This window comes from Polymorphobacter sp. PAMC 29334 (genome assembly GCF_019431245.1).
Lineage (GTDB): Bacteria > Pseudomonadota > Alphaproteobacteria > Sphingomonadales > Sphingomonadaceae > Polymorphobacter_B > Polymorphobacter_B megasporae.
Genome location: NZ_CP080242.1, coordinates 348,952 through 363,284, shown reverse-complemented (window position 1 = coordinate 363,284; position 14,333 = coordinate 348,952). Strand labels below are relative to the sequence as shown.

Here is a 14,333-nt window from a genome sequence, read left to right as displayed (position 1 = left end):
GCTAACGGTTGTCACCGCTGCCGTGCAGGATCGGAAACTACCCAGTGCGGCTCCGGCGGCGGTGTTCGACGCCCGCGGGGCCGGCGACGAAAACGTCGTCTGCGATCTCAACGAAAAGGCCGTGGCCAGCGATCCCGGCCCGCGTTTCGAGCGTCGCCGCGAGGCCGGCCGGATCGGTGATGGTGCCGAAACCGCAATCCAGAATCATGTTCCCGCCATCGGTGAGGTAGCGGCGACCATCTGCCTCGCGCGCTGTCACAGTCGCACCGAGACCAGTAAGATACCGCAGTTGCGCCTCCCAGCCCCAAGCTAGTACCTCGATGGGTAGCAAAGCCTTGCTGCCGAGCGCGTCCGAAACCTTGCTCGCGTCGACGACGATCACGACACGGTCGCTCGCCTGCGCGACGATCTTCTCGCGGACCAGCGCGCCGCCGGCACCCTTGATAAGATCGAGCGCCGGATCGACTTCATCGGCGCCGTCGATGACCAGGTCGATCGCGCGAGGCATGTCGTCGCCGAGCAGCAGGATGCCGAGCGCCTGCGCCGCGACCGCGGTCTTGGTGGAGGTCGCAACCGCGACCAGACCGGGCAGTTCGCCACCGCGCCACCGCGCCGCGATCCGCCGGATGGCGAAGATTGCCGTGGTCCCCGTGCCGAGGCCCACCACCATGCCGGGCTCGACGAGCGCCGCCGCCGCTTCGCCGGCCTGCTGCTTGAAGGTGGCGGCGTCATTCACCCGCGCCGACCCAGGTAGCGTGCTATAAGGGAATTGGTCGAGGCATCGTGCGCCAGCGTCGGCGCCGTGCTCCGGTCGAGCTCGGGGATGATGGCCCCGGCGAGGTCCTTGCCCAGCTCGACGCCCCACTGATCGAAACTGTCGATCCCCCAGATCGCACCCTGGGTGAAAACGCTGTGCTCGTAGAGGGCGACCAGCGCCCCGAGCGTTGCCGGGTCGAGCCGATCGGCGAGGATGACGTTGGTCGGTCGGTTGCCCTCCGTAACGCGGAACGGCGTCTGGGCGGCGGGCGAACCCGCAGCCGACAGGGTCGCGGCCGTCCGGCCGAACGCGAGTGCCTCAGCTTGGGCGAACAGACTGGCCATCAGCAGGTCGTGCTGACCTGCGAGCGGGCTGGTTGGATGGCAGAAGCCGATCAGGTCGCACGGCACCAGGCGCGTCCCCTGGTGGAGCAGCTGGAAAAAGCTGTGCTGGCCGTCGGTGCCCGGCTCGCCCCAGATAATCGGCGCAGTGTCACAACCGACCGGGTGTCCGGAGAGGTCGACATGCTTGCCGTTGCTCTCCATCTGGAGCTGCTGGAGATAGGCGGGAAACCGCGCCAGATCAGCGGCATAGGGGATCACGGCGAGCGTCTGGGCACCGAAGAAATCGTTGTACCAGATTGAGATTAGCCCCAGCAGCATCGGCAAATTGGCGGCGGGTGGTGCGTTGCGGAAATGCTCGTCCATGGCATGAAAGCCGCCGAGCATCGCTTGGAAACTTTGGGCACCGATGGCGATCATCGTCGACAGGCCGACGGAACTATCCATCGAATAGCGGCCGCCAACCCAGTCCCAGAAGCCGAATATGCGTGCTCGGTCGATGCCGAACGCGACGGCGCCTTCAATATTGGTCGAAACCGCAGCGAAGTGGCTGGCTACGGCAGCCTCGCTGCCCAGCCGCTCGACCAGCCACGCGCGGGCCGCGCCGGCGTTGGCCATGGTCTCGAGTGTCGTGAAGGTCTTGGAGGCGACGATGAACAGGGTCGTGGCGGCGTCGAGGTCTGCAGTAGCGGCCGTAAATGCCGCCCCGTCGACATTGGCGACAAAGCGGAAGTCGAGGCCGGGATGGCGGAATTCGCGCAAGGCGAGACAGGCCATCTCGGGACCCAGATAAGAGCCGCCGATACCGATGTTGACGACCGTCCTGAAGCGCTGGCCGCGGTGGCCTGTCAGCGCGCCGCTGCGCACGCCTTCGGCAAATCCCGCCATTGCCGCCAGGACGCGGTGGACCTCGGGCACCACATCGACACCGCCGGTCGTAATTCGCTCGCCGGGCCGCGCCCGCAATGCGACGTGAAGAACCGCGCGATTCTCGCTGGTGTTAATGTGTTCGCCGGCGAACATCGCATCGCGGCGGCCGGTGACGTCGCGCTCGGCGGCGAGCGCAAGCAGCAGCACCAGCGTTTCATCGGTGATGCGGTTTTTCGAATAGTCGAGAAACAAGCCGGCGCCCTTCGCCGAGAAGCTAGCCGCCCGCCCCTCGTCTTCCGCGAACAGGTCCCGCAGGTGCACATCCGCGACGCGGACATGATGCGCGGTAAGCGCTGCCCAGGCGGGGCTCGGAGTCATGCCGCTGCCCGCTTGGCGGCGATCGCCGCGAGCAGGCTCGCCCACGACGCGACAAACGAACCCGCGCCTTCGTCCTGTAGCTGCGTGCCGAGCGCGTCGATATCGATCCCGGCGGCGGCATGTCGCGCGACAATGGCATCGGCAGCGCCCGCTTCATGGACCATCGCAAGCGGCTGCCGACCTTCCTTGCCGTAAGCGCGCAACGTCTTCTCGGGCATGGTGTTGATCGTGTTGGGCGCCGCTAGCGCGTCGACATAGAGAGTGTCCGATGCTTTGGGGTCCTTGGTGCCGGTGCTGGCGAACAACAACCGCTGCGGCCGCGCGCCAAGATTCTGCAGCCGCTGGAAACGGTCGGACGCCATCATTTCGCGATAGGCGCGATAGACTTGTCCGGCGACCGCGATCCCCAGCGTATTACGCAGCGACGGGGGGACCCGGTCGGCGACAGCCACGTCCCAGCGGCTGACGAACAGCGACGCGACCGAGGCGATATCCGGCGCCAGCCCCGCGTCGACGCGTCGTTCGAGCCCGGTCAGCCAAGCGTCGGCCGCCGCCTGGTACTGCTCGACCGAGAACAGCAGCGTGACGTTGACCGGCACGCCGGCGAACAGGCATTCAGAAATGGCAGGTGCGCCTTCCGCGGTGCCGGGAACTTTCATGAACAGGTTGGCACGCGCCCCGCGGGCGTGAAGCGCCTTGGCCTGCGCGATGGTGGCGTCGGTGTCGTGCGCGAGCCGGGGCGACACTTCGAGCGAAACAAAGCCGTCGACGCCGCAACGGGCGGTGTGGACGGGCGCGAACAGGTCGGCGGCGCGTTGCAGGTCGGCAATCGCGAGATGGAAGAACAGGTCCTCGTCGCTTTCGCCCGTCGCATGGCGCTGCCGGATTTCCGCGTCATAAGCAGTGCTGCCGGCGATCGCCTTGTCGAAAATCGTAGGGTTCGAGGTCAGTCCGGTGACGGACAGCGTGTCGATATACGTCTGCAGCATGCCGCGATCGAGCAGGTCGCGGGTGATGTTGTCGAGCCATACGCTCTGGCCGAGCGAACTGAGGGCGGCGGTGGCGAGCATGGCCTGGGCCTTCAATGCTGGGCCGGCGCGGCCGCCGGCTTTTCAAGATGGCCGCCGAAGCCGAAGCGGAGCGCCGAGAGCACGCGATCGGCATAGTCGGATTCACCGCGCGATTCGAACCGGCCGAACAGAGCCGTGGCAAGCACCGGCGCGGGAACGCCCTCATCGATCGCCGCCTGCAACGTCCAGCGTCCCTCACCGGAGTCGGATACCCTTCCTGCAAAACCATCGAGCCCGGGGCTCTTCAGGAGTGCCGCCGCTGCAAGGTCGAGCAGCCACGACGATACGACGCTGCCACGCCGCCACATCTCGGCGATGGCGGCGATGTCGAAGTCGTAGCGATAGAGCTCAGGGTGGCGCAGCGGCGCAGTTTCGGCATCGGCTGCGTGATTCGCCGCGCCGGCATTGGCATGGCGCAGGACATTCAGCCCTTCCGCAAGCGCCGCCATCATGCCGTATTCGATTCCATTGTGGACCATCTTCACGAAATGGCCGGCGCCAGTCGGGCCGCAGTGGAGGTAGCCAAGCTCGGCATTGCCGGGCTCGCCGACCGCGCCCGGCGTCCGCGCCGCCGCAGCGACGCCCGGTGCTAGCGAGCGGAAGATCGGATCCAGATGGCGGACGATCGCGTCCTCGCCCCCGATCATGTGGCAGAAGCCGCGCGCCCGGCCCCAAACGCCGCCACTGACGCCGACATCGACGTAATGGAGGCCTAAGGTCTCCACGGCGTGCGCCCGTCGCAGGTCGTCGTGGTAGTTGCTGTTGCCGCCGTCGACGACGATGTCGCCCGCCGCCAGCAGCGGCACCAGCCCGTCGATTGCACCGTCCACAGCGGCAGCAGGCACCATCAGCCAAACGATCCGCGGGGACTCCAGCTTCGTAACCATCGCGGCGGGGTCCGCCGCACCCTTGGCGCCGCCGGCAACGGCAGCCGCAACCGCTGCGGGATCATGGTCGAAAACGACGCACTCGTGGCCGGCGGCAGACAGCCGGATTGCGATGTTGAGCCCCATTCGACCGAGGCCGACGATTCCGATCTGCACCGCGTTTCTCCAGCGACGCCAGCCCCGCATGCGGGGCCGAGCGTAAGTCGCGGCGTTAGCTAGCCTGGGTCGCTCCTCGGCGGGGAGCATCGGAAACTACTCACGCCGCATCAGCGGGTATGCCCGGCAACAGCCAGATCACGGGTCGAACCTGCGATCATGACCTCCTCGTCGGTCGGCATGACGCGGATCATGACTTGGCCGGCGTCGGGCGAGGCGATGGCGGCGCCTGCATCGTTGCGGTCGGGATCGACGACAACGCCAAGAAAGCCCAGCCCGTTGCATATCCTAGCGCGGATGACCGGTGCGTTCGCCCCGACTCCGCCGGTGAATACCAGCATATCGATACCGCCAAGGCTTGCGGCGAAGGCGCCAATGCGCTGCTTGACCGCATAGCAGAACAGGGCGACGGCATCGGCGGCGCGCGGATCGCTCGCTTCGCAGGCGAGCAGGTCGCGCATGTCGGCGCTGGTCTCCGACAGGCCGAGCAGGCCGGACTCGAAATTGGCCATCTGGTCGAATGTGGCGATGTCCATCGCCTCGGTGCGCGCCAGATAGGGCGCGAGGCCCGGATCGATATCGCCGCAGCGCGTACCCATCGGCACGCCCGATGCCGGGGTGAAGCCCATGCTAGTGTCGATCGGCCAACCACCATGCACGGCTGCCAGGCTGGCACCACTGCCGAGATGCGCAATGACGATCCGTCCGTGCGCTGCGGCCACGCCGCAGAGGCGTTCGATTTCGCCCATCACATAGGCGTAGGACTGGCCGTGGAATCCGTAGCGGATAACGCCCTTGGCTGCGTAGCGAAGCGGGATCGGCAGCAGCTTTGCGACGCGCGGCATGGCGTGGTGAAAGGCGGTATCGAAGCAGGCGACCTGGATAGCGGATGGAAAGCAGCGCATCGCTGCCATGACCAAAGCGAGCTCGATTGGCAGATGCTCGGGGTCGAGCGGGACGAGGCGACGCAAGGCATCAATCTCGGTCGTGCCGACCCTCTGCGGGCGGACGAAGTCGGGACCGCCGTGGACGATGCGGTGTCCGACGGCGAGCACTCGCTGGCCAGCGACCTCCCGTTCAGCCGTAGCGAGCACCAAGTCACCTGCCGCCCGGTGGTCTGCCGCCGCCGCCTTCATCGCGGTCGCGGCGCTGCCGGTCGTCTTCATATGCAGGAGCGGATTTGCCGAGCCGATCCCGTCGACGGCACCCGAAAGGAAACGAACCAGCGAACCTTGCGCTGGGAACAGCGCGAACTTTATGCTCGACGATCCGCCGTTCAGCGTCAGGATGATGTCGTCCGTGCTCACGACGTGAGCGGCATTGCCTGCAGCAGGCCACGCGCGGGGCCGGGCGTTGCCGAGCGTGGCGATCGCCGCAGGTCGGCAATCGCTGCGGCATAGTTGGGCGATTGGAAGATGGCGCTGCCCGCGGCGATGGCATTGGCGCCGGCGGTGACGGCAAGGCCGGTTGTATCGCCGTCGAGGCCGCCATCGACCTCGATGACCGGGGAGAACCCATGGGCGTCGCACAGCGCGCGCAGGTGACGGATCTTGGGCAGCATGTCGGGCAGGAAGGACTGGCCACTGGCCCCGGGGTTGACCGTCATCACCATCACGATGTCACAGAGCCGAAGGACATATTCGATCATCGCGACCGGGGTGCCGGGATCGAGCACGACGCCGGCCTTGCAACCGAGCGCCCGGATTTCGCCGAGAACGCGGTGGAGATGAACCGTCGCGGTCGCTTCGGCATGGACGAGGATGTGGTCGGCGCCCGCTGCTGCAAAGGCGGCGATCTGCCGGTCGGGCTCAACAATCATCAGATGGACGTTGAGCGGCTTTGCCGTGCACGCGCGGACGGCGGCGACGACCTGCGGCCCAATCGTGATCGAGGGCACGAAGCGGCCGTCCATCACGTCGACATGAATCCAGTCGGCGCCGGCAGCATCGACCGCGCGCACTTCATCGGCAAGGTGTCCGAAATCGGCCGCGAGGATCGAGGCGGCGACGATTAGCGGCGGTGAGAGGCCGACGACGTCGGAAGACGGTGTGCGCCTCATTTCGAAGTGCCGATCGCGCGCCATTCGCGTCCGTCGCGCGCCAGCAAAGCGTCGGCTGCCGCCGGCCCGTCGCTGCCCGATTCGTACCGCGCCGGGCCGCCGGGATCGGCAGCCCAGGCATCGAGCACCGGCTCGACGATGCGCCAGCCCTGCTCGACCATGTCGGCGCGCATGAACAGCGTTTGATCGCCAATCATCACGTCGCGGATCAGCGTTTCGTAGCCGACGTTCGGCTCCTTCGGGAACCAGTCGGCATAATGGAAGTCCATCCGCACCGCCGCGAGGTCGACGACCGGACCGGGGCGCTTGACCTCGAACTGCAGCGAAATGCCCTCGTCAGGAGCGATGCTCAGCACCAGCCAGTTCGGCCGCAGGCTACCGACTGGCGTATCGCGGAACGCGGCGAATGGCGCCTGCTTGAAGCGGATGGCGATTTCCGTGCTGCGCGCCGCCAGATGCTTGCCGGTGCGGAAGTAGAATGGCACCCCGGCCCAGCGCCAGTTGTCGATCGCCAGCTCCATCGCGACATAGGTTTCGACAGTCGAGCCGGCGGCGACGTCGGCGTCCTGGCGATAGGCGGCGACAGGACGCCCGCGCACTGTGCCGGCGGCGTATTGACCCCGTACCGACTGATCCGGCCGGGCCGTCGCCATCGCCGCGAAGACATCGGCCTTGCGCGAACGGATCGAAGCCGCGTCAAACCCGGTTGGGGGCTCCATCGTGACCATCGCCAGCAGCGTGAAGACGTGGTTCGGCACCATGTCCCGCAGCGCGCCAGTGGCCTCGTAGAACCTGCCGCGAGTCTCGACGCCCACCGTCTCGGCGACGGTAATCTGGACATGGTCGATGCGGTCGCGGTTCCAGATCGGCTCGAACAGCCCGTTGGCGAAGCGCAGCGCCATGATGCTCTGCACCGTGTCCTTGCCGAGGAAATGGTCGATACGGAAAATCTGGTCCTCGCGCAGGCTGCAGAGAATGTCGCGGTTGAGCGCCTGCGCAGACGCCAGGCTGTGGCCGAACGGCTTCTCGACGACAACGCGCCGCCAATGGCCGGTGCCGGCATCCGCGGTCAGATTGGCGGCCGCGAGCTGCGCAACGACGGTGGCGAAGTAGCTGCCGGCGACTGCGAGGTAAAAGATCGCGTTGTCCTGGGTCGAGAACTGCTCCCCGAGGGTGTCGAGCGCCTTGGCGATGTCGGCGTAGAGTTCGGGTTTGGTGATATCGCCCTGGAGGTACGTCATTCTTTCGGCAAGGCGCTGCCATACCGCCTCGTCGATCTCGTCGATCCGGAACTCGGCGTGCTCGTCGCCAACGAAGGTGGACAGCATGGCGTGCAAGCTGCCTTTCCAGCCGCTCGCCGTGTTCGGCGCGAGGTCGACGCCGATGATGGCGAAATCCTCTGGCAACACCCCTGTCCGCGCAAGATTGTAGAGCGCCGGAATCATGAGGCGCTTGGTCATGTCGCCGCCGGCCCCGAAGATGACGATTGTACAGGGGTCGCCGACGACGGCGCGCGGTGCGGGATTCGACCGATCTGTCGGTGTCATCCGGTGGCCAGCTGTGCGCGGGCCGCCGACAGCACATCCGCCGCCGTAAACCCGAACTTCTCCATCAGGTCGCCGATTGGGGCCGATGCGCCGAAACTGCGCATGGCGATGACCGTGCCGGCCGGACCGGCGTAGCGGTCCCAGCCCAGAGGCGAAGCTGCCTCGACCGCGACTCGCGCGGTGACACCCGGTGGTAGGACGGCGTCCCTATAGTATCGGTCCTGCGCCTCGAACAGCGCCCAGCACGGCATGCTGACGACCCGCACCGCAATGCCTTCGGCGCTCAGCGTTTCGAACGCCGCGATGCACAGCGCAACCTCGCTGCCGGTCGAGATCAGGATCAGCGCCGGGGTGGCGTCAGCGTCGCCGGCCAGCACGTAAGCCCCGCGCGCGACACCCGCCGCCGCAGAGTAGCGACTGCGATCAAGCGTCGGCACCGCCTGGCGGGTGAGCACCAGGCAGGCAGGCTGACGCAGTTGGACGATGACCTGCCAGCACGCGACGACCTCGTTGGCGTCGGCGGGGCGGAAGGTCAGCAGGCCGGGCATGCTGCGCAGCGCCGCGAGCTGTTCGACCGGCTGGTGCGTCGGGCCGTCCTGCCCGACGCCGATCGAATCGTGCGTCAGGACGTGGATGACCGGTAGCGCCATCAGCGCAGCGAGTCGGATGGCCGGCTTCATATAGTCTGAAAAGACCAGATAGGTCGCGCCGTAGGAGCGCAAACCCGAGAGGGCGAGGCCATTGACGATGGCACCCATCGCATGCTCGCGGATGCCGAAATGAAGGTTGCGCCCACCCGGGTTCGGCGCTTCCAGATCGCCGGCCCCGACAAAGTTCAGCCGGGTCTTGGTCGACGGCGCGAGGTCGGCGGCACCGCCAAGCAGCGCTGGATAGCGCTGCGCTACCGCGTCGAGGATAGTTGCAGACGCTTCCCGCGTGGCGAGCCCCTTTCCATCCGCCGGGAAGACCGGGAGGTTGTCGGTCACGCGAGCGGGAGGACGACCTGCAAGGATTTGGTCGAGCACTGCCGCGTCTTTCGGATGAGCGACCCCATAGGCTTCACGCAAATCGCGCCACGCTGCGTGGAGGGTGCCGCCCCGCGCGCCGATGCCCGCGCTGTAGTGCGCCTCGACTCCCCCCGGCACGCGGAAGGCGACTTCTTCCGGCCAACCATAACGCCGCTTGGCGAGCCGGATCTCCTCGGGCCCGAGCGGGTCGCCGTGCGCAGCGCTCGTATCCTGCTTGTGCGGCGCACCGTAGCCGATGTGGCTGTCGACGATGATCAACGTCGGCACGTCGGAGCGGGCGCGGAAGCCGGCGAAGGCAGCGGCCAGGCGCGCGGTATCATTGGCGTCGCCGACCTGCTCGACGTTCCAGCCATAGGCGAGGAACCGCGCCGAGACGTCCTCGGTGAAGGCAAGGTCGGTATGGCCTTCGATCGTGACGCGGTTGCGGTCGTAGATCCAGCAGAGGTTGCCGAGCATCAGGTGGCCGGCAAGCGCAGCAGCCTCGCTGCTTACCCCCTCCATCAGGTCGCCGTCGCCGCAAAATGCGAAGACGTCGTGATCGAACATCACGAAGCCGGGGCGATTGAAGCGTGCGCCGAGCCAACGTCCGGCGATCGCCATACCGACGCTGTTGCCGCAGCCTTGACCGAGCGGCCCGGTGGTGGTTTCCACACCCGGCGTCAGTCCGTGCTCGGGATGGCCGGGGCACCGGCTGCCAAGGCTGCGGAACGCCATGATGTCGTCGAGAGTCAGCGCATCCTGCTGCGGACTGTGGACGCCACAGAGAAACAGGATCGAGTATAGCATGATCGAGGCGTGGCCGTTTGACAGAACGAAACGGTCACGGTTCGGCCAGTGGCTGTCGGCCGGATCATAGCGCAGGACGTCCTGCCATAGCGTATGGATGACCGGTGCCAGCGCCATCGGGGTACCAGGATGACCCGAATCAGCCTTTTGAACGGCGTCCATCGACAGTGTCCTGATCGTGTCGATGCAGAGCGCGTCGATGTCGTCGCGGGGTTCGGGTCCCGCCGCAGGGGGATGCGGCTCGAGCGCGGTTGCCAGCATGGTGTCAGGCCGGTTCGACGACGCGCTTGCCGTCATAATAGCCGTGGAAGGCATATTCATAAGCGCGATCCACAGCCTGCGAGCCATCGTAGGCCGGGCTACCCTTCAGCGTCTCGCGGCTGATATCGACGTGGACCAGCCGCGGCGACCAGTCGATCGATGTGATCGACCGTGGCGAAACCAGAACATGCTTGCCGGGCCACCAGTTGCGTGTGTCGGCGACGAGATAGTGGATGCTCCAGTCGGCGTCCTCCACCAGAAAATCGGCGACATGGCCAATCTCGCCGTTGGTGGCCTCCAGCAGGTAACCGGTGACTTCACGAACGCTACGCAGATGTGCGTCGCCCGTGGCCGCGTGATCCGTCTTGGCCTGCGCCTCTGCGAAACCGGGCCCTGGCGGCTCCATCATGCCGCCGGTATAGCCGTAGCCGCCCATGTAGAAGCCGGTCGACCAATAAGGCGCCCAACCGAGATAATCATAGAGTCCGGTCTCCATCTGTCTGGATACCGGCTCGTCGGTATTGACCGACGGGCTGTCCTTGATCTGCTGCTTTGTCAGCAGCACCGAATATTGGTGGCCAATATGGTTGACATGACCCAGCGCCGACGGCGGAAGCAATATCTTGCGATCGCCCAGCCAGCCGCCGGTATCGATCACCAGCCAACGAATCCGCCACGTTACGTCGTCGAACAGCAAATCGACGACGGAGCCGATGGGGCCATCGCTCGCTTCCAGTGCGAAGCCTTCGATCTTCGAGGCATGGAGGATCATCGGTTCGTCCCTGCAGCACCAATACAAGTCGCTGTATTAGCCGCCGCGACCGCCGGCTCTGAGGGCCGGAAACTACCTACGGGGCAGTCGTCGCATCGCGCCGCGTCGGGGCGGACAACGCCCCGACGCCGGCCATCGACCCCGATCCATGCGTAGTTTCCGAGGCTGCTCGTTCATCGACGGGCGCAATACATCGTCCTGATGCCGTTCGCCTCTCAGCCCTACACGAGACCGACGCGCGATGCGCTTTCGCGATGACAGCGGCGGTCGCCCCCCCGGCTCAGCAACCGTCACCGTCGCGCGGCGAGGGCATCGTCACGGCGATTCGCGGCAGCGTCGTCGACGTCCGCTTTCCGGGCCGCCTGCCGCCGATCTATTCGCTGCTGCGCGCTGGCGCCGATCTGGACATAGCGCTCGAAGTGCTGTCGCACCCGGACGAACACCATGTCCGCGGCATCGCCCTGGCACCCACGCAGGGCCTTGCCCGCGGCATGCCGGTCACCGACACCGGCGGCCCGCTCAAGGCGCCCGTCGGCATGGCGGTGCTGTCGCGAATGTTCGACGTGTTCGGCAACGCCATCGACCGCAAGCCCGCGCTGGCGGGCGTCGACTGGCGATCGATACATCGCGCCCCGCCGCCCCTCGTCCAACGGTCGACGAAGTCGGAAATCTTCGAAACCGGCATCAAGGCGATCGACGTGCTGGCGCCTCTCGAACGCGGTGGCAAGGCGGGGCTGTTCGGCGGTGCGGGTGTCGGCAAGACGGTGCTGCTGACCGAGATCATCCACAACATGATCGGCCACGACAACGGCGTCAGCATCTTCTGCGGGATCGGGGAGCGCTGCCGCGAGGGCGAGGAACTCTACCATGCGATGGACAAGGCGGGCGTGCTGCCCGGCATGGTCATGCTGTTCGGCCAGATGAACGAGCCGCCCGGCGCGCGCTTCCGCATCGGATATGCGGCACTGACGATGGCCGAGTATTTTCGCGACGACCAGCACCGCGACGTGCTGCTGCTGATCGACAATATTTTCCGCTTTATCCAGGCGGGCGCGGAAGTTTCGGGCCTGATGGGGCGGATGCCGTCGCGGCTCGGCTATCAGCCGACCATGGGTACCGAGCTTTCCGAGGTCGAGGAGCGTATCTCCAGCACCGACCGGGGCGCGATTACCTCGATCCAGGCGGTCTATGTGCCAGCCGACGACTTTACCGATCCGGCTGCGGTCCACACCTTCTCGCATCTGTCGGCCTCGCTCGTCCTTTCGCGCAAGCGCGCCGCCGAGGGCCTGTATCCGGCGATTGATCCGTTGCAGTCCAATTCCAAGATGGCGACGCCGGCGGTAGTTGGCGAGCGCCACTACCGGCTGGCGCAGGAAATCCGGAAGACCCTCGCGCAATATGCCGGCTTGCAGGACATCATCGCCATGCTTGGCCTCGAGCAATTGTCGCCGGATGACCGCAAGACCGTCGGCCGGGCGCGCCGGCTGGAGCGCTTCCTGACCCAGCCGTTCTACACCACCGAGCAATTCACCGGCAAGGCGGGAAAGCAGGTATCGCGCGCCGATGCTCTCGATGGCTGCGAACGCATCCTTGCCGACGAGTTCGAGGACGTGCCCGAAGCCGCGCTCTACATGATCGGCGCGGTCGACGAGGCCAAGGCAAAGGCCGACACCGACGCGCCGCAATCCGAGGCCCAGCCCCTTGCAGCTTAAGATCCTTCTCCCGGACCGGGTCTTTGCCGACGAAGCGAGGATCGCAAGGATCGTCTTCATGACGCCGGGCGGCAGTTTCGGGCTGTTGTCGCGCCGCGCGGACTGCGTCGCGGCGATCGTACCGGGGTTGTTCGTCTACCAAGCCGAGGGTGTCGACGAGGTGACGTTGGCGCTCGACGAGGGCGTGCTGGTGAAGGCCGGCGACGACGTCCTCGTTTCGGTGCGCCGCGCCATCGCCGGGAGCGACATTGAACAGCTGCAGCACAACATCGCCGCCGAGTTCCTGACGCTGAGTGATCTCCAGCAGGCCCAGCGCCGCGTCTCGGCACAGCTCGAGAGCGGCTTCATCAAGCGTTTCGCGGCGCTCGAAAATGCCTGAGCCGAAAAGATCACGCGGGGCCCCGGGGTTTGCCGCTTCGGTCGGCGCGCAGGCGGTTCGCCGTGCGCGGGCGCGGCGCAATGCCGGGCACGGCGTGTGGTTCGGCCTCGGCATGATGGGCCTCGTCGGCTGGTCGGTGGCAATTCCGACCCTGCTCGGGGCAGCGCTCGGCAGCTGGCTCGATCATCACCATCCGTGTGGCCGCTCGTGGACGCTGGCGTTGCTTGTCGCAGGCCTGGCGATCGGCGCGTGGAATGCCTGGCACTGGGTCGCGGCCCAACAGGCCAAGCTGGAGGCTGACGATGACGACTCCGTCTGACGTCATCGCGCTCGCCCCGGCGCTGGCCGCCGGCGTCGCGCTCGGAGCGCTGTTCTTCGGTGGCCTGTGGTGGACGGTCCGCCATGTGCTGGCGGCGCGCCTTCCTGCAGCGTGGCTGATCGCCAGCTTCATTGTCCGGATCGCCCTCGTGCTCGCGGGCTTCCTCGTCGCCGCCGGTGACCAATGGCAGCGCTGGCTCGTCGTCTTGGCGGGGTTCGTCGCGGCGCGCCTTGTTATCGCGCGGTTGCTGCCGGTGCCGGTCGCGGGAACGTTGGCACCCGGAATGGGCCACCATGCGCCTTAGCCCCGATCAACTGGTCTTCTGGCACCGCGGTGTCGTCAGCCTGAATGCGACGATCGTGTTCACCTGGGTGCTGATGGTCGTGCTGGTGGCGGGCTCGGCGCTTGCCACGCGGCGGCTGGCGACCGGCAGCCGCCGCTCGCGCTGGCAGAACCTGCTCGAGATCGTCGTGACCGCGATCGAAGGCCAGATCGGCGAGATCGGCCTCGACAACCCGCGCCGCTATGTTCCCTTCGTCGGCACGCTGTTCCTGTTCATCGGCGCCTCCAGCCTGTCGAGCATCATCCCGGGGTTCGAACCACCGACCGGATCACTGTCGACCACGGTCGCGCTGGCGCTTTGCGTGTTCGTCGCGGTGCCGGTGTTCGGCATCGCAGCGCGCGGCGTCGGCGGCTACCTCGCCTCCTATGTCCAGCCGACGGTGATCATGCTGCCGTTCAACATCATCAGCGAGGCGTCGCGGACACTGGCGCTCGCGGTGCGCCTGTTCGGCAACATGATGAGCGGCGCGATGATCGTTGGCATCCTGGTTAGCATCACGCCATTGCTCTTTCCGGTCGTGATGACCGCGCTCGGCCTGCTGATCGGCATGGTCCAAGCCTACATCTTCGCCATTCTGGCCACCGTCTACATCGCCGCCGCCGCGCGCCAGCCGCGCCCCGCACCCCGCACCCCGCCAGTGCCCGCCTGATCTCCCGATACAAGGAACA

The 14,333-nt window shown here is 66.6% G+C and carries 14 protein-coding genes; 5 read left to right on the top strand and 9 right to left on the bottom strand.

Annotation, left to right across the window (positions count from 1 at the left end):
* Positions 1 to 37 precede the first annotated feature (37 nt).
* The 9 genes from rpiA to KZX46_RS01690 all read right to left on the bottom strand — a co-directional run bounded on the left by rpiA (position 38) and on the right by KZX46_RS01690 (position 10,912).
* Positions 38 to 736, bottom strand: coding sequence for a ribose-5-phosphate isomerase RpiA (gene rpiA, locus KZX46_RS01730; protein WP_219774158.1), 699 nt, complete (start codon positions 734 to 736; stop codon positions 38 to 40).
* The gene (gene pgi / locus KZX46_RS01725; RefSeq protein ID WP_219774157.1) at positions 733 to 2,346 is read right to left on the bottom strand and encodes a glucose-6-phosphate isomerase; all 1,614 of its coding nucleotides are present in this window, start codon (positions 2,344 to 2,346) and stop codon (positions 733 to 735) included. The genes rpiA and pgi overlap by 4 nt, the downstream gene beginning before the upstream one ends.
* Positions 2,343 to 3,416: a transaldolase gene (gene tal / locus KZX46_RS01720; RefSeq protein WP_216710861.1), complete on the bottom strand. Its 1,074-nt coding sequence runs from the start codon at positions 3,414 to 3,416 to the stop codon at positions 2,343 to 2,345. Before tal ends, pgi begins: the two co-directional genes overlap by 4 nt.
* Positions 3,417 to 3,427: 11 nt before the next feature.
* The gene (gnd, locus tag KZX46_RS01715) at positions 3,428 to 4,459 is read right to left on the bottom strand and encodes a phosphogluconate dehydrogenase (NAD(+)-dependent, decarboxylating) (RefSeq protein ID WP_216710862.1); all 1,032 of its coding nucleotides are present in this window, start codon (positions 4,457 to 4,459) and stop codon (positions 3,428 to 3,430) included.
* A gap of 110 nt (positions 4,460 to 4,569) precedes the next feature.
* Positions 4,570 to 5,766, bottom strand: coding sequence for an acetate/propionate family kinase (locus tag KZX46_RS01710; protein ID WP_219774156.1), 1,197 nt, complete (start codon positions 5,764 to 5,766; stop codon positions 4,570 to 4,572).
* Positions 5,763 to 6,518 carry a ribulose-phosphate 3-epimerase gene (gene rpe, locus KZX46_RS01705; protein WP_216710864.1) on the bottom strand — a complete coding sequence of 252 codons (756 nt, stop codon included), beginning with the start codon at positions 6,516 to 6,518 and terminating at the stop codon, positions 5,763 to 5,765. The genes KZX46_RS01710 and rpe overlap by 4 nt, the downstream gene beginning before the upstream one ends.
* Positions 6,515 to 8,065 (bottom strand): glucose-6-phosphate dehydrogenase, encoded by a 1,551-nt coding sequence (zwf, locus tag KZX46_RS01700; RefSeq protein ID WP_219774155.1) that lies wholly within the window; start codon positions 8,063 to 8,065, stop codon positions 6,515 to 6,517. Before zwf ends, rpe begins: the two co-directional genes overlap by 4 nt.
* Positions 8,062 to 10,140 carry a transketolase gene (tkt, locus tag KZX46_RS01695; RefSeq protein ID WP_219774224.1) on the bottom strand — a complete coding sequence of 693 codons (2,079 nt, stop codon included), beginning with the start codon at positions 10,138 to 10,140 and terminating at the stop codon, positions 8,062 to 8,064. Before tkt ends, zwf begins: the two co-directional genes overlap by 4 nt.
* A 4-nt stretch (positions 10,141 to 10,144) precedes the next feature.
* A complete protein-coding gene (locus KZX46_RS01690) occupies positions 10,145 to 10,912 on the bottom strand; it encodes a PRC-barrel domain-containing protein (protein WP_216710867.1) in 768 nt (255 codons plus the stop codon).
* Positions 10,913 to 11,166: 254 nt separating this feature from the next.
* On the opposite strand from KZX46_RS01690, the gene atpD reads away from it, so the two are divergent.
* The 5 genes from atpD to KZX46_RS01665 are packed head-to-tail and all read left to right on the top strand — an operon-like array spanning position 11,167 to position 14,314.
* On the top strand, positions 11,167 to 12,624 hold the full coding sequence (gene atpD / locus KZX46_RS01685; RefSeq protein WP_216710868.1) for a F0F1 ATP synthase subunit beta: 1,458 nt from the start codon (positions 11,167 to 11,169) through the stop codon (positions 12,622 to 12,624).
* Positions 12,614 to 13,003 carry a F0F1 ATP synthase subunit epsilon gene (locus KZX46_RS01680; RefSeq protein WP_216710869.1) on the top strand — a complete coding sequence of 130 codons (390 nt, stop codon included), beginning with the start codon at positions 12,614 to 12,616 and terminating at the stop codon, positions 13,001 to 13,003. Before atpD ends, KZX46_RS01680 begins: the two co-directional genes overlap by 11 nt.
* Positions 12,996 to 13,322 (top strand): AtpZ/AtpI family protein, encoded by a 327-nt coding sequence (locus KZX46_RS01675; protein WP_216710870.1) that lies wholly within the window; start codon positions 12,996 to 12,998, stop codon positions 13,320 to 13,322. The genes KZX46_RS01680 and KZX46_RS01675 overlap by 8 nt, the downstream gene beginning before the upstream one ends.
* On the top strand, positions 13,306 to 13,626 hold the full coding sequence (locus KZX46_RS01670) for an ATP synthase subunit I (RefSeq protein ID WP_216710871.1): 321 nt from the start codon (positions 13,306 to 13,308) through the stop codon (positions 13,624 to 13,626). Before KZX46_RS01675 ends, KZX46_RS01670 begins: the two co-directional genes overlap by 17 nt.
* Positions 13,616 to 14,314, top strand: coding sequence for a F0F1 ATP synthase subunit A (locus KZX46_RS01665; RefSeq protein ID WP_216710872.1), 699 nt, complete (start codon positions 13,616 to 13,618; stop codon positions 14,312 to 14,314). Before KZX46_RS01670 ends, KZX46_RS01665 begins: the two co-directional genes overlap by 11 nt.
* Positions 14,315 to 14,333: the final 19 nt, after the last annotated feature.